Origin of the sequence: Paenibacillus sp. FSL K6-1096 (assembly GCF_037977055.1) — a bacterium.
Taxonomy (GTDB): Bacteria; Bacillota; Bacilli; order Paenibacillales; family Paenibacillaceae; genus Paenibacillus_AQ.
Genome location: NZ_CP150274.1, coordinates 3583599 through 3601791, shown reverse-complemented (window position 1 = coordinate 3601791; position 18193 = coordinate 3583599). Strand labels below are relative to the sequence as shown.

Here is an 18193-nt window from a genome sequence, read left to right as displayed (position 1 = left end):
GGTCGGAATGATGCGTAAACGGGCTTTCTGCGGGTTTATTGTACTGGCCATTATCTAGTATTTACTATGTCCTCTTTCGTAAGTTCTTGGTATAGGGTAAGCTTCTCTGCGGCGAGAGAAATCATGTAATCAATCTCTTGGCGCTTGGATTCCAGTTCCATCAGATGCTGCTCAAGGATTTCAATCCGCTTTTTTAAAGTAGGACTATAAGTAGAAGGCTTCTCCCCTTGTTGAATTTTATCCATGACACAGCCCTCACGAGTAAATTCCGTAATCTCCTCAAGCGATAAGCCTAATTGTTTTAGTTTATTCAGGCATTGAATGTAGGAAACCTCGCTTTCTTGGTAGACACGTGCCCCTCCACTGCTACGCATGGGTTCATGTAGTACGCCGATTTTTTCATAATAACGAATGGTATACGGAGTTAGTCCTGTTTGTTCTGACACTTGACTGATGGTGAGCATCGGATTTCTGTTCCTCCTGTATGAAAGCTGATATTGAAAGATATTATACAGCCTTTAGTTAGCTCAAAGCCAATGTGTACATTCACCCCAACCTTGTACTGAATAAACTCTTGACTTCCAGTTGACTCTAACTTGTAAGTTAACGTTACTCATTCGAATAGAGGAATAAACACTAACGGGGTGTAATAATGAACAACGAATATTTCACGATTCAACAAGCATCGGAGGGGATCTGGGGAGCTATTTCGGTTCCAGGCAGCGGCTCTCTGGGGAATGCAGCAATTATTGATCTTGGAGATTTAACCGTGGTAGTGGATACAACCAACCTGCCGCATTCTGGTGCTTTGTTACGTCATACTGCTGAACAACTAACGAACAAGCCGGTCAAATACGTAGTGAATACCCATTTCCATGGAGATCATGTCAACGGTAATCAGGAATTTATGACGAGCGAATTGATATCTACTGTGTGGACAAGAGATTTGCTTACTGACATGGGTGAAGTGAATATTAATGTCATACAACAAAATATTCGCAAGTTAATAACTAGCCTAGATCACATGCGTTCACAGGAAAGAGATCCTCATATGCTCACTGAAATCGGTTATGATCTTTCCGTGCAGCGTGCGCTGTATGATACGATCCCTTCCCTGCGCAGGGTGATCCCCACGATAACCTTTGCCGATAAACTCGTGATTCGGGGAACAAAGCGGACCATCGAGGTGCTGTCTTACGGAGGCGGCCATTCTTTAAGTGATGCTGTGGTGTACGTTCCAGAGGAGCGGACTTTGATTACAGGTGATTTAGTATCGGCTAAGACGATTCCGGTCATCCCCTACGGTAATCCGTACGCCTGGATACGCATCCTTAAACGCATGCAGCAAGATCTCAAGATCGATACTGTCGTTCCAGGGCACGGAGATATATCTGATTCAGATCGAATCACAGATGTCATACACTTTTTGGAGAAAATGATCGCTTATGTTTCTAGGGCTGTAAGCAGCGGGCAATCAGAGTCTTACTGGCTGGAACAAGGTGTATTAAAAGGGTATGAGGATTGGCATCTGCCCCAGTATTTCAAATGGAACCTTCGCTGGCTTTTTAACAGTATGCTTGTTCAAAACAACAGATGAGTCAACCAGCAACCCAGCGGACACCGATTGAACCTAGAAAAATGCTATCACCATGGCATTGTGCCCTTGCGGTCGGTGAAGGTTCCCGTAGGTCCATCTTTACCGTTTATAGTGACCTGATATTCGGACATAGAGCAGGGAATGTGCTACTCTGGTAGTGAACAATAAGGAGGATACCGGGATGAAAATGCCAAGCGACAGCGAGCTGACAGTGCTATTTGAAGGAGACGGGCAACAGCTTGAGCAATTTGCTTTTGCGTACAGCGCCACCATAGATTGGAGAGAAGAGGACGAGGAGATCGTCCGGTTGTTCGGTAAACGGCTTCCCGATGAAACGGTTGAGGTGACAACTACGGACAAAGGATTGGATATTACCTACAATGGACAAGTGCATTCGATTGCGCTTACCTTTACCGGAGCTGACCGCTATATCACGATTCGCGGCTTTCAGGAGCTGGTTCGAGACAAATACGAAATCCGGCTTTTTGAGGCCTCGTATTTTTCCGATACGCACGAATTTTTGATTTTACCAAAGCGGCAGTGGGAAGAACTCGATGCCCGGTATCCGGTGCGGAGCAGGGAGATATTCCGTGTCATTGATGATGAACTGGATTTTCCGTAACTTTCACAAATCACAAAATAGTGGAGGGTCATAATTGAAGTACTTTTACGGAGTATTATCTTTGCTTGGACTCATTTTGCCCTATTCGCAATTCATTCCTTGGGTCGTGCGCAACGGCCTCGATTTGCCTCTCCTCCTTGAAGCCATAACCAGTAATCGTATCGGGGCTTTTGCATGGATGGATGTTTTAGTGACCGCGATCGTGCTTATAGGATTCATTGTGGTAGAAGGTAATCGAAAGAGAATGAAATATTTATGGCTGCCGGTTGCAGGTACCCTACTGGTAGGTCCTTCACTGGGTCTTCCCTTGTTCTTGTTGCTGCGACAATTACACTTGGAGCACGCCTGTTGATTAGCTAAATTATGGGAATGTAAGATTATTAGTCAAAAAAGTAATCCATTCTACGGGTAATCGTTGCAGCGTAAATAAGCGGTCAAAATCGGCAAACGTTAGTTTGGCGCTCCAATGAACCACTGCATTTCCTTTGTCAAAGAGGAATTTCAATAACACATAAACCAGTAAAGCGGTATACAACTGTCCGTACACAGCATTGGGTGTGGTCCCAAATAAGGTTGGAATGTTTAAATGCTGCTTAATCCAGCGAAAAAACACTTCGATCTGCCACCGCTTCTTGTAAATTTCTGCAATCCGCTCAGCGGAGTGCCAGTGCAGATTCGTAGCAAGAATCACCGGGTTGCCTTGTGGGTCTCTTAGAATTACTACGCGAAAACGGTTCTTGGAAAGCCGTTGTCCTTTTCCTAATTGGCAGGTGAAATCTTGTTCGAGAGTTCCTGTGAAGGGTTCGCTTCGTATCCGGGCAACCGGGGACTGAAAGAGCGTGTTGTCCCGAAGCCGAATGACAAAGCATTGGTGCTGCTCCAGATACTCATCGAATCGTTTGTGACTGCCATACGCCCGATCGGCTACGATAATAAACCGTTTGTCGATCAGCTCGGGACAGCTTTTAAAATCATGGGAATTCCCTGTGGTCTCGGTCACCTTAAAGAGCCGGCCTTCATCGGCCACCACCGACACGTGTAATTTGATTCCTGCGCGTTCGCCTTTCAGCGGAGCCCAAGGAAGCCGTTCTTTCCCGACGGTAATTTTGGTGGAATCGACGAGAAGTAAGGCTTTGGGAATCCCTAAATGTCTTCGGGTCGAGCGATTACACAGATCAATCATGAGGTTCAGCAATTGCTTAAAAAGCTCGAAGGGAACATCTTTCGCTTTTTTGGAAAGCGTTGAATGGTCTACGGGTCTAAGGCCGCTGGAATCCATGCGTACTTCACCATCCCGATATCCCTCCCACTGCTGGAACGAAGCCTCCGCCAAGAATAAAAAGAGGTCATAGACGGTAAACTTTCTTGCTGTATCGACATATTCAAGTTCTTGAAGAAACGGTGAGAGTTTCTCTTCAGGAATCACTAATTGCAGAATGTTCGAGATTGAAGTAGACTTTTTCATGAGGTCGCCTCGTTTCGGATGTTTGTAGGGGTACAAACACTTTACCGAATGAGCGGCCTTTTTGCTACCTTTTTTTGGCTAATCAACAGGCCTGCACTTGGAGAAACATGTCTCCCAATAATTTTTTTCAGGTTGAGTCAAAAACACTGACCGTAACTGTCAGTGTTTTTTTTGTATGCTTGTCATGTGTTAGCCAATAATGGACTGGAGGAACAAGAAATGTTTACAAAAATCGAAGACTTTGTTGCGGCATGGGCTAGCGAGGCGGAATTAACTGCTACTGTACTGGATGCTCTTACGGATGCTTCTCTTGGCCAGGAGGTTATCGAAGGCCGGCGAATGCTTGGACAAATCGCTTGGCATCTGGTTCAATCGCTGCACTACATGACAGCTTTGGGACTCACGTTCGAAGCTCCCTCCGGAGGCGAAGAAGCTCCGGATTCTGCTGCATTTATAGCTTCGGAGTATCGGCGGGTCAGCAAGAATCTACTGAATGCGGTTCGAACGCAGTGGAATGACGAATCTTTGCGCGAGTCGGTCATGATACACGAGGAAGCTTGGCAGAACGGAGGTTCCCTTCGTTATACGGTCATGCACCAAGCGCATCATCGCGGACAGATGACTGTTCTCATGCGCCAGGCCGGACTTCGAGTGCCTGATGTGTATGGTCCGACTTACGATACTTGGGCCGAGAAAGGGATAGCGCCTCTAATCTAAGTTCCTTTACAATGAAACAAATGGTCTAGGGAGTGAAGAACGGTTTGTCAAAAGCGGATAATATGCTGTCCATACTATGGTTGCTTCGTTCGGGAAAGCGGGTGACGGCGCAGCAGCTTGCGGACGATTTGGAGATTCATATTCGTACCGTATACCGGTGCATTGATTCACTGTGCGCGAGCGGAGCCCCGATTATTTCCGATGCCGGTCCGAACGGCGGTTACCGGCTTCTCGGGGAATTCGTCGATTCTCCGCTGCTCTTCGATTCCGAAGAGCAGAAGGCGCTCGTACATGCATCCGTCTTCGCACGGGAAGCGGGCTATCCGTTCACGGATGCGCTCTCCCGGGCGGTTGATAAGCTGAAGCGATACACGAATGAAGAGCAGCTTGAGCGGATTAATAGACATAGCAGCGGGCTTGCCGTCATCCAGACACCCACGGACGCGAGAGAACTTGAATTGCTCAAACGGTTAGAGGAGGCCGTAGCCCGGGGAGAGTCGCTGAGCATGGACTATGCCAAAGGACCGGAGCTTACTCCCAGCCATCGGGTTCTCGACCCCTACGGCATTGTGCATTGGAAGGGAATATGGTACGTTGCAGGGTTTTGCCGGTTGCGGCAAGAGATCCGAAGCTTCCGGGTGGATCGCATCGTCCGTTTGGAGGCGGCGGATACCCGTTTCGAACGTCCCGCCGCCTTTTCCGCGAGGGATTTTCTCTTGCATTCTTTACTTCCGGATTCGCTCGAAGCCGAGACGCTAGTCACCGTAAGGGTTCAGGGACACGAACACGCGCTTAACGAGCTATGCAAGCATTGGCTGTTTGGACATGCGCTGATCGAACGCGGGCAGCCCGGCGAAGCTCTCTTTAAACTAGGAGAACTGTCGCTGCAAACCTATGTCCCGTACTTTCTTCTTCCTTATGGGAAGTCTCTCAAGATACTTGAGCCGCAAATACTAATCAATCGAATGGCTGAGGTCAGCCTCGAAATGTATAAACACTTCGAAGCGATGCAAATAAAATCAGCGGATAAGAAGGGAGGAAGAGTGGATATGAACAAATTTGCGATGTACGGAAAATTGACGGCCAGCCCCGGGAAACGGGATGAACTCGTTTCATTACTGCTGGAAGCTTCACGCAGCTTGAAGGATATGGCGGGCTGTGAGCTCTACATTATCAATGAATCCGTAGATGACCCTGATACGATCTGGGTCACTGAGCTGTGGAGCGATGCAGAGGCTCATGCCGGCTCGCTCAAGAACGAAGAAGTGCTGGCCGTCATTCAACGCGCCCGTCCTTTAATCGCAGGCGCAGAACCGGTTCGGCTCCGTCCCGTTGGCGGCAAGGGGTTAGACTTATAAAGAGTTGGCCGTAAAATCAGCCGTCCGACGGGGCGTACTTATCCGCGTCCGGCTCAAATGCCGCTCCACTCTCGTCCAACTCCACGTGGGTGGTTCCGCGTTCGTCGGCCATTTATAGTTCGATATTTTCCTTTATGGACCTTATCCATTTGTTCTACATTTCAGCGAATATAATCTTTTAAAGCAGGAAATAATTGTTGGTATAGAGAGGGCGTGAATAATATGTTTAAAAAAATGTATTTAATAGCCTTTGCAGCGACTATTATTTCAGGAGTGGCTATAATATCTAATTTAGAAGCAGACGCCTATCCAGAAATGGAAGCCGTAAATAAGACAGTTGAAAATCCTGTTAACACTAATTTTTCAACAAATAACGTGAAATCCGTAGAATTAGTAAAAAACGTAGAATCCGTAGAATCAAAAATCGCAAAAGGGTACTCTAGTCAATTCTATACACCTCATGGCATGTTCGTGCGAGCAGATGAACAAAGTATCTTTAAGGAATCGGAGATAGCAAGAACCATAGATGAAATCGGGCCTAATACGAATCAACTAATTTTTGAAGGAGCGTTTTTTTTAAAAGTAGATGAAGCAGAATTTCATAAAAATTATCCCAATTCGTTGCTCTTAGGTAAAACCTTAAATGATGAAAACTGGTAAGGGATGAAGGTGGGTTCGTATCGAAAAGAACAGGGATAAGTGTATTCTGTGCAACTAAAAACAGTGAAACGGATGGACTTTCTCTTCTTATTGTAGTCTGTACAACTAAATTTGCCCGTATCGGTGAAAATCCAGGTATAGGGGCATTTTAATTGCACGAACTACATCTAAACGGAGGTTTGGCGGCACATCGGATGATTTAGTTGTACGAATTGCAATTAAGACAACCCCTTGCAGCCTAATCGGAGCGAGATAAACCCTCAGCAAGCCATGAGTTAAAGTAATTCTCACACGTTTAGATTTGATGAGCTACTATTTGGTTTAAAAGACCTGCATATTAATGAGTGAATATCTTTTTAAGAAACAGAGGCGGCCTTCCAGGCCGCTCTTTGTTTATCGCCGGTAGACCGGCTAAGCTGAACCGTATCATATATAGTGGTAAAGCGACGAGTGGAATGAATAATTAGTTCAAAGTGCACGATAAGACTTTGTCTCCAAATGCCTTAATATCCTCCAAGTAGTCGTACCCTGGTGGGTTTGGACCGACTTGATTGTACATTCTAACCGCAACTAACCGGTGTTCAGGAATAACCAAACAGGCACATCCAGTTATTCCTAGCATTTGGTAGGACCCGGGTGGGAGGGTGGTTCCTATTTCTGAAATAGCTCTAGGCTTATCCTGAATCCACCAAGTGAAGCCATTTCTTGGCAATGTATCATCGAGATTTACTGGGCTCTGATTGGTTGTAGCTTGTGCTATAACCTCATAATGCCAAGGTAACTGATTCCAATGGAAGTGTCCATATGGACCGGCTTTCCACTGAAGAGATACAGAATCAAAAAAGTTATTAAAGGAGCTCACCCCTTATGTTGACAAGATAGACTTAATGATCAAACCTGGCTCTTAACCTTCGTATTCCGCTCACAGTGATTTAGAATGCTCGCAGATTTTAGGGTTACCTGCGGTGATCCCCTGTCTTTCGAGATGGTGATCGCCAGCATCACACATTTCTTTTAATAATGGAAGGAATGTCCGGCCGTAGTCTGATATGGTGTATTCTACTCTAATGGGAACCTCGTCTGCATATACCGCGCGATGAATTAATCCATCCTGTTGCAGTTGCTTTAATTGTTCGTTTAGAACTTTATGTGAGACGCCTTCACAAATCTGGAGTAAGTCTTTGGTACGCTTTTGCTCATATCCCAGTTGATACAGGATGATGCTTTTCCACTTACCGCTAATGATATTTTGTACTACATCAAATCCTGTATTTATTTTATTCATGATATCCTCCTTACTCGGAAGTAACCTAGTGACTATAAAGTGCAGTATTTTCAATTACAGACGCTCCCGATAAGATGATTATAGCAAATCTAAGCTATGGGGGGCGTTAAAGTGAGTGTGCAGGATATTATTTTACACAGGAAATCAGTCAGACATTATGATCCAAACTATGCGATTGAAAGAAAGGAAATACTTGATGCGATTGAACTGGCAGCCAAATCACCAAACGGAAATAACATTCAGAGTACACGCTATTTAATCATTGAAGATAAGGAGTTACGCGCTAAAATTAAACCCATTGCATATCACCAGGAGCAGGTTGTAACCTCCAGTTATTTGATTTTGATCTTGGGGGATTACCGTGCTTTTCATACTGAGAATATCCAAGCTATTCAAGAACAGGCTCTAGAGAAAGGTTATTTCACTCAAGAGACGAAAACGTATTTAACGAATGCAGCTATTGATTATTATCAGAACATGTCTAATCAGGATTATTTAAAGGAGCTGGTCCGCGACGGCAGTCTGGCTGCAATGAGCTTAGTCCTTATTTTGAACGAAAAAGGGTACCAGACCATCACAATGTCAGGTTATGATAAAGCTGCTCTTTTTGCAGAGCTCAACATTCCCCAGCACTATGAAGACATTATGTTACTAAGTGTGGGCAGAGGGATTCAAGAGGGGCATTCTACTGTAAGACATGATATTGAGGAGATAACGTTTATAGATCGGGTACCTTTGTGATGGAGTGATTAGAGCATGATGAATTTATATGGAGCGGAGCATCATTTGATGGTGGTGTCGGATTCGATTGATGCGGAAGACCACCGGCATTCTTTTTTACAGGTGACGATCTCATTAACGGGCGAATTTGACATTGAGGTGGCTGGGCAAGGTTTGAGTTGTCCAGGGATCATTATCAATTCGAACGTCGTTCATCGGTTAAAAGAGGCGGGACATCCGTTGATGCTCCTTCTGATCGACAGCACCTCTGAGATGGCTGCGAGCTTTAAGCGGGTTCTGGTGGGGGAGCAGTACTATGTGTTTCCGCAAGGAATGATGAAGAGCATTCGCGAATTTGTGCAACAAGAGTATGCTGGCGTTAAGGACGCGGACAGCTATCGTTCTTTTCTGGGACAGCTTATGAGGCTATTGGGCGTAGAGCAGGTGAATACCGCCATTGTTGATCCGAGAATAAGAGAATTTATTCAGCTGATCAAAGATTGCACGGACTCCGAACACTCCGTCAGTCAATACGCCGGGCAGTTAGGCTTGTCCAACAGCAGATTGTCGCATCTCTTCAAAGAAAATACAGGCATTGCCCTTAGCGGGTACATGGTGCTGCATAAGCTGCAGAAGGCAACCTATTTCATTTTTGAGGGGCTTAGCATTACGGATGCGGCGATGGCCGCCGGCTTTGACAGTCCGTCCCACTTAGCTGCCACCAGCAAGCAGTTGCTGGGCATGACGGCGAAGGATATCCGCAAAGATAGCGTCTTTTTAAAAGTTTCCTGTCTGCATTAACCGTACAATGGGTGCAGGAGGTGTGTTCCATGAGTGCATACTTGAAGGAAACCGGATTGCTGAACTATTCTCACCCGTCGATCCAGCAACTTATTCATGGCCGCCGGTGGGATGCGATGTCCAGAAAGGACCAGATTCTCGGCATCTATAACTACGTTCGTGACGAAATCCGGTTCGGCTACAACCGGGCGGATGATATTCCGGCCTCGGAAGTCTTACAGGATGGCTATGGCCAGTGTAATACAAAAGGTGTGCTGTTTATGGCGCTCCTAAGAGCTGTGGGCGTGCCATGCCGGATGCATGGATTTGCCATTGATAAGAAGCTGCAGAAAGGGGCCATGAAAGGATGGTATTACCAGCTGTCCCCCCGGGAGATCATTCATAGCTGGGTTGAAGTGCTGTATGAAGATAAGTGGTTGAATATTGAGGGATTTATACTGGATGTTCCCTATTTGACCAAGCTTCAGCAGAAATTTGAACAGTGTACGGGTTCATTTTGCGGGTATGGCGTTGCCACGGATAATTTTCAAAAGCCGGATATCTATTGGAACGAAAATGATACCTACGTCCAAAAAGAAGGCATCGTTCAGGATTTCGGAATTTATGACAGCCCCGATGCCTTCTTCGCGGCTCATCCGCAAGGGCTCAGCCCGTTCAAGAAAATAATCTTTAGCCGGGTGGTCCGGCATCTGATGAACCGGAACGTTGATCACATCAGGCAGGGTAGGATGAAATAGCCAATCCATATTACAATGATAAGCATGTACTAAGATTCGACTGATACCACTATCGACCCTGATAGTGGTTTTTGGGATTGCCCCTGAGCGCTAATTTGATTTAAATATTGTTGGCTGTTTGCCGAAAAGGTCGTTCAGCGTATTGGAGATATCCAGCGGACTATCCTCGTTAAACTGAGTAATCGCTACCCGCAACGCAGCGAAGAGCATGGCTGCGCGGATGTGTATAAAATACTCCCAGTTCCTGTCATCCAGACCAACGCTTTCTTTAATGAACTTCAGTTTTTCCCCGACTACAAAGGAAAGCCGTGTTTGAAACTCCCCATAGAGATTTGCTTTGAGCAGTGATAAAAATAGCTCTTTTTGGGAAAGCCAAAGTTCAAATAGAGATTTGATTACCACATTGGGATCGGTACGGGCCCCCAGGCGTTGGATTAATTCATCGAATACCGATTCCATCTGGTACAATACAACATCCGATTTATCATCAAATAAACGATAAAAGGTAGCTCTTCCGACGCCGGATGCGTTGATTATCTGCGTGACAGAGATGTCGTTATAATCCCGGATTGTCATCAATTGTTCCATGCCTATGCAGACGAGCTGGGCAGACTTTATTTTCCGCTTATCCTTGCCAATGCGATACATTACCATCGCTCCTGTTCCACTTCTCGGTTTCGTATTGTTTTCACTATAATATATGATACATTTGTATCACAATATAAAGTTTTATAGCAAGCTGTGGCCGATCATATGAAGTATAAATACGGATAGAGAGAGGGAACACCATGGAGCACAAAACAGAACGCAAGCTTCTAAATTTTATTGGATTTGTGATGTTATCAGTGATTCTTTTCGGAATCGTTCTGGTGTTAATGATCAGCAGTGATGAACGCTGGTATGCGTATCTGATTCTGGCTGCTTGCGCCGGCTCGCTTATTATGCTGAGAAGAACAAAATTCTGGTATGGCTGGCGAGTCCCGCTGTATTGGATCTTAGCGCTGGTCATCGCATGGGGCGGTCTGTTTGCCGGCCAGCCTCCGGTGGAGATTCAACCTTACACCGCTGTGAACCTGGAACAGCCCAGTGCTTCTTATAAGCTTTTGCTGAACAATGTAACGGTTGTGGATACGCGCACGGGTAATTTAACTTCTAACGTGAGCCTTCTGTCTGCCGGGGGGAAGATCACAGAGATTGCTCCGGCTGGAAGCATCAAAGCGGACAAGGACACGAAGGTTGTGGATGCTACCGGAAAGTATGCGGTTCCCGGGTACCTGGACATGCATATGCATATGATCGGGGAGGAGCACACCTCAGATGCGATGAGTCTGTTGCTGGCAAATGGCGTGACCGGATTCAGACAGATGAGCGGTTCACCAGAGCTTCTGAAGGAATGGAGATCCGGCGCTTTTACCAGTTCTACGGATCAACCGGCACTGCTCTCGATGCCTGGTGATGTCCTAACGCCGATGAATGCACCCACGCCTAAGGTTGCCGTGGATTATGTCCGCCAGCAGCAAAAGGAAGGGGCGGACTTTATTAAAATAGGGGGCGTTCTGCCGGATGTATTTAATGCCGTTCTGGCGGAGGGGAAGAAACTAAATATTCCGGTTGTCGGACATGTGCTCCCTGACATGGACTTAAGAATGGCGGCGGAAAATGGAATCCGCAGCGTCGAACACTTTGGAATTAACCACGGGGCCCTGATCTCTGCCTCAACTGACGAGAAGAGCTTAAGAGCAAAGGCAACCGCGGTTCCTTCAATTACGGCAAATCCAATCTTCGTTCAACTCATGAAGATCAAGGGGCTTCAAAATTTTGTGAACACACAAGTTATGAATGCGGCCATTAAAACCTCAGGAGGGGAAAAGGATCCGGCACAACTACAACAATTAATTGATACTTATAGTGCAGAAAAGGCAATCCAGCTTGCAGATCTATTTGTTGACAACAACACATGGCAAACCCCAACTCTAATCCGTATACATGCCGGTCTCTTTGCTAATGGGAGTGAGTCCATTTCGCAGGAGCTCTACGATCTTTATTTGCAACTGGTAAGGACCTACGATTCGGAAGGCGTTAAGATGCTGGCTGGTACAGATGGCGGCGGCGGAGATATTTGGCGTGATGCCGGTAACTCTATACATCAGGAATTTGACGAGCTTGAGAAAGCGGATATTTCACCTCTTCATGTTCTCCAGATGACTACCCTTAACGGGGCTGAGTTCCTGGGACGTTTGGATGATATGGGCACTGTAGAAGCAGGTAAGAATGCTGATCTTGTACTCCTGGATGCAAATCCTATAGAGAGTGTACAAAATCTTCATAAGATTCATGCTGTTGTACGTGCCGGTGCCTATCACGATAAGACCGGACTAGATGCCATTAAGGAAGACATGAGCGCTGAATAAAAACGGGGCTGGCCCATTGATCAGTAACGTTGTTGAGAAGTTACCTCAATTGCCAGCCGGTTCAAGGCTTATAGCTTCTGCCTAATGCCTGTAGCAGCCGCGAGCGTTATGGTCCCCAACAGCCGTGATCTTTAAATGTTGACATCCAACTTTATCCCATGCTAGCATACACTTAACTGATACGAACGGAGGGGTTACGTGTGCTAAACTAATTCTTCGATATTTTTTGCACAAGGGAATAAATAGTGGTTTAAGGCTATTTAGTGTGCATAATAATCGAAGAATGGTTTGCCTTCACGGTAACCCTATTTAGTTATATGTATTGGAGGACAGTGGTAGCTTGGCTCTCCAGTTCTTATTCGATTATATATGCACAGGCCAATAGCCTGTGTTTTTTTCTTTTATTACAGACCTTTGGAGGGATTCGATATGAACGAACAATTCATCAGGATAGATGGAATTGAATTATGTACGGACAGCTTTGGAGAGCAGGATAAGCCGGCCGTTTTATTGATTATGGGGGCTCAATCCTCAATGATTTGGTGGGAAGAGGAATTCTGTCAGCGCCTGGCGGAGGAAGGCCGTTTTGTCATTCGTTACGATAACCGGGATGTTGGGCGTTCAACAACCTGTACACCGGGTCAACCGGATTATACGTTTGAAGATATGGCGGATGATGCCATTAGAGTATTGGATGCCTATAAGGTTGCGCAAGCGCATATCGTCGGCATGTCCATGGGCGGTATGTTGACTCAAATGATAGCGCTGAGGCATCCGGAGAGAGTGCTAACGATTACCCTGCTGTCCACGTCCAATTTTGCCCCGCAGCTCCCTCCGATGGAGGAGAAGGTTATGGAGTTTTTCTCGAATATGGAGGCCGTTGACTGGACAAACGAACAATCGGTAGTCAGGTATGCGGTGGACAGATCCAAAATTCTCGTAGGCTCGAAACATCGCTTCGACGAGAATAAGGTTAGCTTATTGGCTAAACAAGAATTTACAAGGAGTACAAACCCGGCTAGTATGACTAATCACGCCTTGCTGTCTGGCGGTGAATCCTATCTGGTCAGAACGGGGGAAATCGGTGTGCCCGCTTTGATTATACATGGAACAGAGGACCCTATTATCCCTTTTGTACATGGAACCAACCTGGCTAACGAAATTCCGGGTTCCAAGCTACTGGCATTGGAGGGGACCGGACATGAGCTTCATTACGATGACTGGGACATTGTAATGGATTCGCTAGCGAAGCACACTTCAATACAAAAATAAAATAAATGATGACCACCGCAGTAACCGCGAACCAGGCCGCCGATTACTGCGGTGGTCTTCTTTTGAAGATAAATCAATTCAGAAATAATAGTTTTGTTACCCCATGTGGAAGCTTTCAAGTATTCAATAGCCGGGATCGAACGTCATTTTTAGCGATGAAAATCTCCTCTCCATTCTTATCGAAGCAATATGAAATGGGTATGGATATGCCAGTATCGCCGTAGGAGCCGTCTGCGTGACTCGTACCAATGATCATCGTATGATAAGTGATTGCAATTTTCCGGGCTTTATCGATCCACTCCTGAAATTGTTCTTCACTAAACATTCCTACACCAATCGGGTGGACCACTAAATCTATATTTGTTTCGCTTTCGCTCTTAATTCCTTGAACAATTAATTCATCACACAGAATGTGACCCATGGTTAGTCCTTCTACCTCGACAAAGGATGTGGGGCTATATTTTATTCTATCCAGTATAACCGTCCCTGAACGATCGATAATAATGGCTCTATCCTTCGGTCTATCATTCATTCTCCGATAGCCACCGATGAGGATGATATTAAATTGTTTGGCCAAAGCACATGCTGCTTCAACATTCTCATTCAAGTACCCTTCTGGGAATATCGCTATATCTGCAGAGTTGTTGTTCCGTAATTCATTCTCAAGTTGATTAATGGTCTGTTCTAACCGGGGTTGAGTAATAAGGATTTTCATTTCGTCACTCCAATCGTATCCAGCAGAATACTGAAATTATATCATTCTCTGGAGCGCTTCAATCACTTCATAATGGAGGTTGCAAAATGGCATTTCCAACGCATATTGTGTCGGCAGGTGGAATTGTTGAGGATGGGAAGGGGAATATCCTATTGGTAAAAGCCCATGATGATGGCTGGGTGTATCCTGGCGGGATAACTGAAATTGGAGAGAACCTTATGGATGGCGTGATACGTGAAATCAAAGAGGAAAGTGGAATAGACGCCACTGTCAGCCATTTAATCAATGTTATCTCAAATACAGCAGTTCATAAGTGGTATGATGGAGTAACTGATGTTCCAACGAAGGTAATGTTTGTATTTTGTGTGCAAAGCTGTGGGTGGAGAGTTAGCAACTTCTAATGAAACCAGTGTTTGCAGATGGGTGGCCAAGGAGAATGTTCTGGATTTCATTACCCTGCCAGCCATCCGCTTACGGTATGAAGCTTACTTGAACTTTAAAGGCTTTGTAAATTTCATAGAGTATACTACCACAACAACGTCCGATTGTAGCGTCAAGCTGCAAAGAGAGGTATGAAGCCCATCTCGCAGTTCTGGTGGATTCGGCTCCTGCAGCCGTTCCGCCCAGCGCAGTAAACCAAAGAATGGAGTAGAGGAGGCCACACGTTTGGCAACGATCGATGATTTCGCAGCACTGGATATTCGTGTCGGAACGGTTATGGAGGCGGAGTTTTTTGCGGAAGCAAAGATTCCGGCGATCAAGCTCAAGATTGATTTTGGACCCGAGATCGGGATGAAAGCCTCAAGTGCACAAATAACGAAGCGTTACAAGGCTGAGGAAATTGTAGGGAAGCAAATTATAGCCATCGTCAACTTTCCTCCCCGGCGCATTGCGGGCTTCAAGTCGGAGGTACTGGTCTTGGGAGGAGTCCCGGAAAAAGGAGATGTTATTCTGTTGAAGCCGGATACTGAACTCCCTAATGGTACTCCTATTGCGTAAAATCACTGAATTTGCCTCTGCCTATTCCTTGTGTTGTGATTGGGAAAGGAAACAAAAGGGATAGGCTGCCAGGCATTTTATTTGGGGGTTGACATCGATAGAGGAATCGGATATATTCTTTACATACCAACCGTATGTATGAAAGAGGAGAGGGAATGGCAAGAAATAAATACCCTGAAGAAACAATCAACCAAATCCTAACTGTGGCTCATAACTTGTTCATGCAAAAAGGGTATGAGCAGACCTCTATTCAGGATATCATCAACGAGCTGGGCGGGCTCACTAAAGGGGCAATATACCATCACTTCAAGTCGAAAGAGGAGATCTTGCAGGCTGTCACTGACCATTTGTTCAAAGATGTTGACGAGATGCTGTCCGGTGTCCGGGACGACAAGAGGCTGAACGGCCTGGAGAAGCTCCGCAAGATTTCCCGCGTCTCGCTCGACAATCCCGCCCAGAATGACTTGGCCACAGCAGCGCCGAACCTTCTGCGCAATCCGAAGCTGCTGGCGGCACAGATTGAGAATATTATTGAAAAAGCCGTACCCGTATATATCCAGCCCATTATCGAAGAGGGTGTCCGGGACGGCTCCATTCAAACCGACTATCCAAGGGAGCTGAGCGAGGCGTTGATGGTTCTCACCAACATTTGGCTGAGCCCGGCGGTCATCCCAGCTACGCCCGAGACATTGCTGCGCAAGTTAAGGCTTTTTGATGAAATGCTGAAAGGGCTGGGGCTTGACCTGTTCGAGGAGCAAATGATTCAACGATTCGAGGAGCTGCTTCGTTTGTCAGCCAGGGAAGACAGGATAGAAAAATAAACTGCCGCAAGGCAGCTTATTTTTCCCCTTATTAATACCAACGGTAGGTATGTACAACTAATCAAAAGGATAGTCACTTAATACAAAACGGGAGGTTACCCAATGAAAACTGTGCAAACCAAGTCCATTCAAGTAAAAGGACTGCAAAAAACCTACAAGCAGCTTCATGTCCTAAAGGGCGTAGATTTCGAGGTGGAACAGGGCAGTATCTTCGCTCTTCTTGGCTCGAACGGAGCAGGCAAGACAACCACTGTCAAAATCCTTACCACGCTGCTCAAGCCGGACAGCGGCAGTGTTACGGTTAACGGCTTCGATGTTACATCCAAGCCGGACCATGTGCGGCAGTCGATCAGTCTGACCGGGCAATTCGCTGCGGTGGATGAGGTTCTGACTGGCCGGGAAAATCTGATCATGCTTGCCAAGCTGCGTCATCTCCAAAATCCGCGTAAGATTGCGGATGATATGCTTAAGCGCTTCGGCTTGACGGATGCAGCAGACCGGAAGGCAGCTACGTACTCGGGCGGTATGCGCCGCAGACTCGACATCGCCTTGAGCCTGGTGGGGCAACCGCAGATTATTTTTCTTGACGAGCCGACTACCGGACTTGACCCGGAGGCCCGTATTGAGGTCTGGAAAATTGTCAAGGAGCTGGCGGAAGGCGGCACAACGGTATTCCTGACCACGCAATATTTAGAGGAAGCTGAGCAGCTTGCCGACCAAATTGCCATCCTGCACGAGGGCAAGATTATCGCCAGCGGCACGCTCCAGGAGCTTAAGAAGCTGTTCCCATCGGCAAAGGTGGAGTATGTTGAGAAACAGCCAACACTAGAAGAAATATTCCTCGCCATCATCGGCAACAAGGAGGCAATGTAAATGGAAACGGTAAAGAAACATTTTTTCAGCGATATGGGGGTTATGCTCGGACGTTCGATGCGCCATATTTTCCGCAGCATGGATACCATCGTTACGGTCTGCATCACTCCGATTGCGATGCTGCTGCTGTTCGTCTATGTGTTCGGCGGCGCCATCCACACCGGTACGGATAACTATGTGAACTATCTGCTGCCTGGTATCCTGCTGATTGCGATTGCAAGCGGAGTGGCCTATACAGCTTACCGGTTGTTCCTGGATAAGCAACGGGGGATTATTGAGCGGTTCCATACCATGCCGATTTCGCGTTCCACCGTACTGTGGGGGCATGTGTTGACCTCGGTGGTATCTAACGTCATTTCTCTTGCCGTCATCATCATCGTAGCGCTTCTTATGGGCTTCCGCTCGTCAGCTGGCGTTCTGCCCTGGCTTGCCGTAGCCGGTATACTCGTGCTGTTCACACTTGCCCTAACCTGGATCGCGGCGATTGCCGGACTGTCCGCCAAATCGGTGGAAGGGGCAAGCGCGTTCTCCTATCCGCTAATCTTCCTGCCGTTTATCAGCTCGGCCTTTGTACCGACCGATTCGATGCCGAAGGCCGTTCGTGCTTTTGCCGATAACCAGCCGGTAACCTCGATCGTGGAAGCCATCCGCGCATTGCTGTCGGGTCAGCCGGTGGGCAATGATATCTGGATCGCGCTTGCGTGGTGCGTTGGAATTATGATTGTGGCTTATATTTTCGCAATGAAGGCGTATAAAAGGCAGGGGTGAGGAGGTCCGCTAAAATCAACAAACGCGCCTGAACCAGGATGGTTTAGCGCGTTTGTTGGTGACTAGGGCGTCAGGACGGAATATTCATCGCGGTCTGAATATTTCTCAGATCCAGCTGAATTTGCTCCTGAACATGGTAGGGGTGATATAGGCCCCGCTGCATCATGTAGTCTGTTATCTTTTCGTGGGAATTAATAGCTTCGCTTAGTTGTTTCATCAGGATTTCCCTGATTTCGGGGGTGGCACATTCCGTCACAGCCATGGCGTAGCTTCTGACACCGCTCTTGGCGTTGATCAACAGGTCCATTGCAATTACCTCATCGGTCAGCGTATTCATACCAGTCATGTGTTCTACTATTGGGTTCATTGTTT

Annotated in this window: 22 protein-coding genes and 1 pseudogene; 17 read left to right on the top strand and 6 right to left on the bottom strand. The window is 46.6% G+C overall.

Annotated elements, in window-relative coordinates; genetic code table 11:
- Positions 1-50: 50 nt before the first annotated feature.
- Positions 51-464, bottom strand: coding sequence for a MerR family transcriptional regulator (locus MHI24_RS16030; protein WP_340020567.1), 414 nt, complete (start codon positions 462-464; stop codon positions 51-53).
- 188 nt (positions 465-652) lie between these two features.
- On the opposite strand from MHI24_RS16030, the gene MHI24_RS16025 reads away from it, so the two are divergent.
- The 3 genes from MHI24_RS16025 to MHI24_RS16015 all read left to right on the top strand — a co-directional run bounded on the left by MHI24_RS16025 (position 653) and on the right by MHI24_RS16015 (position 2571).
- Positions 653-1597, top strand: coding sequence for an MBL fold metallo-hydrolase (locus tag MHI24_RS16025; protein WP_340020566.1), 945 nt, complete (start codon positions 653-655; stop codon positions 1595-1597).
- Between the two features lie 181 nt (positions 1598-1778).
- Positions 1779-2219, top strand: coding sequence for a hypothetical protein (locus MHI24_RS16020; RefSeq protein WP_340020565.1), 441 nt, complete (start codon positions 1779-1781; stop codon positions 2217-2219).
- A 34-nt stretch (positions 2220-2253) separates the two neighbouring features.
- Complete coding sequence (locus MHI24_RS16015; protein ID WP_340020564.1) at positions 2254-2571, top strand: DUF2834 domain-containing protein; 318 nt, start codon at positions 2254-2256, stop codon at positions 2569-2571.
- A 9-nt stretch (positions 2572-2580) separates the two neighbouring features.
- On the opposite strand, the gene MHI24_RS16010 is transcribed toward MHI24_RS16015, so the two are convergent.
- Positions 2581-3684: an IS4 family transposase gene (locus MHI24_RS16010; protein ID WP_340020563.1), complete on the bottom strand. Its 1104-nt coding sequence runs from the start codon at positions 3682-3684 to the stop codon at positions 2581-2583.
- Positions 3685-3903: 219 nt separating this feature from the next.
- On the opposite strand from MHI24_RS16010, the gene MHI24_RS16005 reads away from it, so the two are divergent.
- The 4 genes and pseudogenes from MHI24_RS16005 to MHI24_RS15990 all read left to right on the top strand — a co-directional run bounded on the left by MHI24_RS16005 (position 3904) and on the right by MHI24_RS15990 (position 6419).
- Positions 3904-4401, top strand: coding sequence for a DinB family protein (locus MHI24_RS16005; protein WP_340026579.1), 498 nt, complete (start codon positions 3904-3906; stop codon positions 4399-4401).
- Between the two features lie 44 nt (positions 4402-4445).
- Positions 4446-5405 (top strand): annotated as a pseudogene (locus MHI24_RS16000) (WYL domain-containing protein); the annotation flags it as partial.
- Positions 5388-5759 carry a putative quinol monooxygenase gene (locus MHI24_RS15995; protein WP_340026700.1) on the top strand — a complete coding sequence of 124 codons (372 nt, stop codon included), beginning with the start codon at positions 5388-5390 and terminating at the stop codon, positions 5757-5759. The pseudogene MHI24_RS16000 and the gene MHI24_RS15995, both read left to right, overlap by 18 nt.
- Positions 5760-5981: 222 nt before the next feature.
- Positions 5982-6419 (top strand): hypothetical protein, encoded by a 438-nt coding sequence (locus tag MHI24_RS15990; protein ID WP_340026578.1) that lies wholly within the window; start codon positions 5982-5984, stop codon positions 6417-6419.
- A 922-nt stretch (positions 6420-7341) separates the two neighbouring features.
- Here MHI24_RS15990 and MHI24_RS15985 read toward each other — a convergent pair.
- Positions 7342-7704 carry a winged helix-turn-helix transcriptional regulator gene (locus MHI24_RS15985; protein ID WP_340026577.1) on the bottom strand — a complete coding sequence of 121 codons (363 nt, stop codon included), beginning with the start codon at positions 7702-7704 and terminating at the stop codon, positions 7342-7344.
- Between the two features lie 111 nt (positions 7705-7815).
- Between MHI24_RS15985 and MHI24_RS15980 the strand changes: the two genes are divergently transcribed.
- The 3 genes from MHI24_RS15980 to MHI24_RS15970 are packed head-to-tail and all read left to right on the top strand — an operon-like array spanning position 7816 to position 9962.
- Positions 7816-8445, top strand: a complete 630-nt coding sequence (locus MHI24_RS15980; RefSeq protein ID WP_340026576.1) for a nitroreductase family protein — start codon at positions 7816-7818, stop codon at positions 8443-8445.
- 15 nt (positions 8446-8460) lie between these two features.
- Positions 8461-9225 carry an AraC family transcriptional regulator gene (locus MHI24_RS15975; RefSeq protein WP_340026575.1) on the top strand — a complete coding sequence of 255 codons (765 nt, stop codon included), beginning with the start codon at positions 8461-8463 and terminating at the stop codon, positions 9223-9225.
- A 41-nt stretch (positions 9226-9266) separates the two neighbouring features.
- Entirely contained in the window at positions 9267-9962 is a 696-nt protein-coding gene (locus MHI24_RS15970; protein ID WP_340026574.1) for a transglutaminase family protein, read from the top strand.
- A 90-nt stretch (positions 9963-10052) separates the two neighbouring features.
- Here MHI24_RS15970 and MHI24_RS15965 read toward each other — a convergent pair whose 3' ends face one another.
- Positions 10053-10610, bottom strand: a complete 558-nt coding sequence (locus MHI24_RS15965) for a TetR/AcrR family transcriptional regulator (protein ID WP_340026573.1) — start codon at positions 10608-10610, stop codon at positions 10053-10055.
- Between the two features lie 140 nt (positions 10611-10750).
- Between MHI24_RS15965 and MHI24_RS15960 the strand changes: the two genes are divergently transcribed.
- Together MHI24_RS15960 and MHI24_RS15955 are read left to right on the top strand one after the other, a co-directional pair.
- Positions 10751-12373, top strand: a complete 1623-nt coding sequence (locus MHI24_RS15960) for an amidohydrolase family protein (protein WP_340026572.1) — start codon at positions 10751-10753, stop codon at positions 12371-12373.
- Between the two features lie 429 nt (positions 12374-12802).
- Positions 12803-13645 carry an alpha/beta hydrolase gene (locus MHI24_RS15955; RefSeq protein ID WP_340026571.1) on the top strand — a complete coding sequence of 281 codons (843 nt, stop codon included), beginning with the start codon at positions 12803-12805 and terminating at the stop codon, positions 13643-13645.
- Positions 13646-13760: 115 nt separating this feature from the next.
- Here MHI24_RS15955 and MHI24_RS15950 read toward each other — a convergent pair whose 3' ends face one another.
- The gene (locus MHI24_RS15950) at positions 13761-14360 is read right to left on the bottom strand and encodes a hypothetical protein (protein ID WP_340026570.1); all 600 of its coding nucleotides are present in this window, start codon (positions 14358-14360) and stop codon (positions 13761-13763) included.
- 86 nt (positions 14361-14446) lie between these two features.
- Between MHI24_RS15950 and MHI24_RS15945 the strand changes: the two genes are divergently transcribed.
- From MHI24_RS15945 to MHI24_RS15925, 5 genes are all read left to right on the top strand, one after another.
- A complete protein-coding gene (locus MHI24_RS15945; protein ID WP_340026569.1) occupies positions 14447-14761 on the top strand; it encodes an NUDIX hydrolase in 315 nt (104 codons plus the stop codon).
- A 265-nt stretch (positions 14762-15026) separates the two neighbouring features.
- Complete coding sequence (gene csaA, locus MHI24_RS15940; protein WP_340026568.1) at positions 15027-15359, top strand: chaperone CsaA; 333 nt, start codon at positions 15027-15029, stop codon at positions 15357-15359.
- Positions 15360-15514: 155 nt separating this feature from the next.
- Positions 15515-16180, top strand: a complete 666-nt coding sequence (locus MHI24_RS15935) for a TetR/AcrR family transcriptional regulator (protein ID WP_340026567.1) — start codon at positions 15515-15517, stop codon at positions 16178-16180.
- Between the two features lie 102 nt (positions 16181-16282).
- Positions 16283-17053: an ATP-binding cassette domain-containing protein gene (locus MHI24_RS15930; RefSeq protein ID WP_340026566.1), complete on the top strand. Its 771-nt coding sequence runs from the start codon at positions 16283-16285 to the stop codon at positions 17051-17053.
- Positions 17054-17821, top strand: a complete 768-nt coding sequence (locus MHI24_RS15925) for an ABC transporter permease (RefSeq protein ID WP_340026565.1) — start codon at positions 17054-17056, stop codon at positions 17819-17821. It abuts the gene before it with no gap.
- 70 nt (positions 17822-17891) lie between these two features.
- On the opposite strand, the gene MHI24_RS15920 is transcribed toward MHI24_RS15925, so the two are convergent.
- Positions 17892-18188, bottom strand: coding sequence for a spore coat protein (locus MHI24_RS15920; protein ID WP_340026564.1), 297 nt, complete (start codon positions 18186-18188; stop codon positions 17892-17894).
- Positions 18189-18193: the final 5 nt, after the last annotated feature.

What these genes read in the sequence shown, in the direction of transcription:
- MHI24_RS16030 (WP_340020567.1), bottom strand. Translation starts at nt 464, where the DNA reads ATGCTCACCATCAGTCAAGTGTCAGAACAAACAGGACTAACTCCGTAT.
- MHI24_RS16025 (WP_340020566.1), top strand. Translation starts at nt 653, where the DNA reads ATGAACAACGAATATTTCACGATTCAACAAGCATCGGAGGGGATCTGG.
- MHI24_RS16020 (WP_340020565.1), top strand. Translation starts at nt 1,779, where the DNA reads ATGAAAATGCCAAGCGACAGCGAGCTGACAGTGCTATTTGAAGGAGAC.
- MHI24_RS16010 (WP_340020563.1), bottom strand. Translation starts at nt 3,684, where the DNA reads ATGAAAAAGTCTACTTCAATCTCGAACATTCTGCAATTAGTGATTCCT.
- MHI24_RS16005 (WP_340026579.1), top strand. Translation starts at nt 3,904, where the DNA reads ATGTTTACAAAAATCGAAGACTTTGTTGCGGCATGGGCTAGCGAGGCG.
- MHI24_RS15995 (WP_340026700.1), top strand. Translation starts at nt 5,388, where the DNA reads ATGTATAAACACTTCGAAGCGATGCAAATAAAATCAGCGGATAAGAAG.
- MHI24_RS15990 (WP_340026578.1), top strand. Translation starts at nt 5,982, where the DNA reads ATGTTTAAAAAAATGTATTTAATAGCCTTTGCAGCGACTATTATTTCA.
- MHI24_RS15985 (WP_340026577.1), bottom strand. Translation starts at nt 7,704, where the DNA reads ATGAATAAAATAAATACAGGATTTGATGTAGTACAAAATATCATTAGC.
- MHI24_RS15975 (WP_340026575.1), top strand. Translation starts at nt 8,461, where the DNA reads ATGATGAATTTATATGGAGCGGAGCATCATTTGATGGTGGTGTCGGAT.
- MHI24_RS15965 (WP_340026573.1), bottom strand. Translation starts at nt 10,610, where the DNA reads ATGTATCGCATTGGCAAGGATAAGCGGAAAATAAAGTCTGCCCAGCTC.
- MHI24_RS15960 (WP_340026572.1), top strand. Translation starts at nt 10,751, where the DNA reads ATGGAGCACAAAACAGAACGCAAGCTTCTAAATTTTATTGGATTTGTG.
- MHI24_RS15955 (WP_340026571.1), top strand. Translation starts at nt 12,803, where the DNA reads ATGAACGAACAATTCATCAGGATAGATGGAATTGAATTATGTACGGAC.
- MHI24_RS15950 (WP_340026570.1), bottom strand. Translation starts at nt 14,360, where the DNA reads ATGAAAATCCTTATTACTCAACCCCGGTTAGAACAGACCATTAATCAA.
- MHI24_RS15945 (WP_340026569.1), top strand. Translation starts at nt 14,447, where the DNA reads ATGGCATTTCCAACGCATATTGTGTCGGCAGGTGGAATTGTTGAGGAT.
- MHI24_RS15935 (WP_340026567.1), top strand. Translation starts at nt 15,515, where the DNA reads ATGGCAAGAAATAAATACCCTGAAGAAACAATCAACCAAATCCTAACT.
- MHI24_RS15930 (WP_340026566.1), top strand. Translation starts at nt 16,283, where the DNA reads ATGAAAACTGTGCAAACCAAGTCCATTCAAGTAAAAGGACTGCAAAAA.
- MHI24_RS15925 (WP_340026565.1), top strand. Translation starts at nt 17,054, where the DNA reads ATGGAAACGGTAAAGAAACATTTTTTCAGCGATATGGGGGTTATGCTC.
- MHI24_RS15920 (WP_340026564.1), bottom strand. Translation starts at nt 18,188, where the DNA reads ATGAACCCAATAGTAGAACACATGACTGGTATGAATACGCTGACCGAT.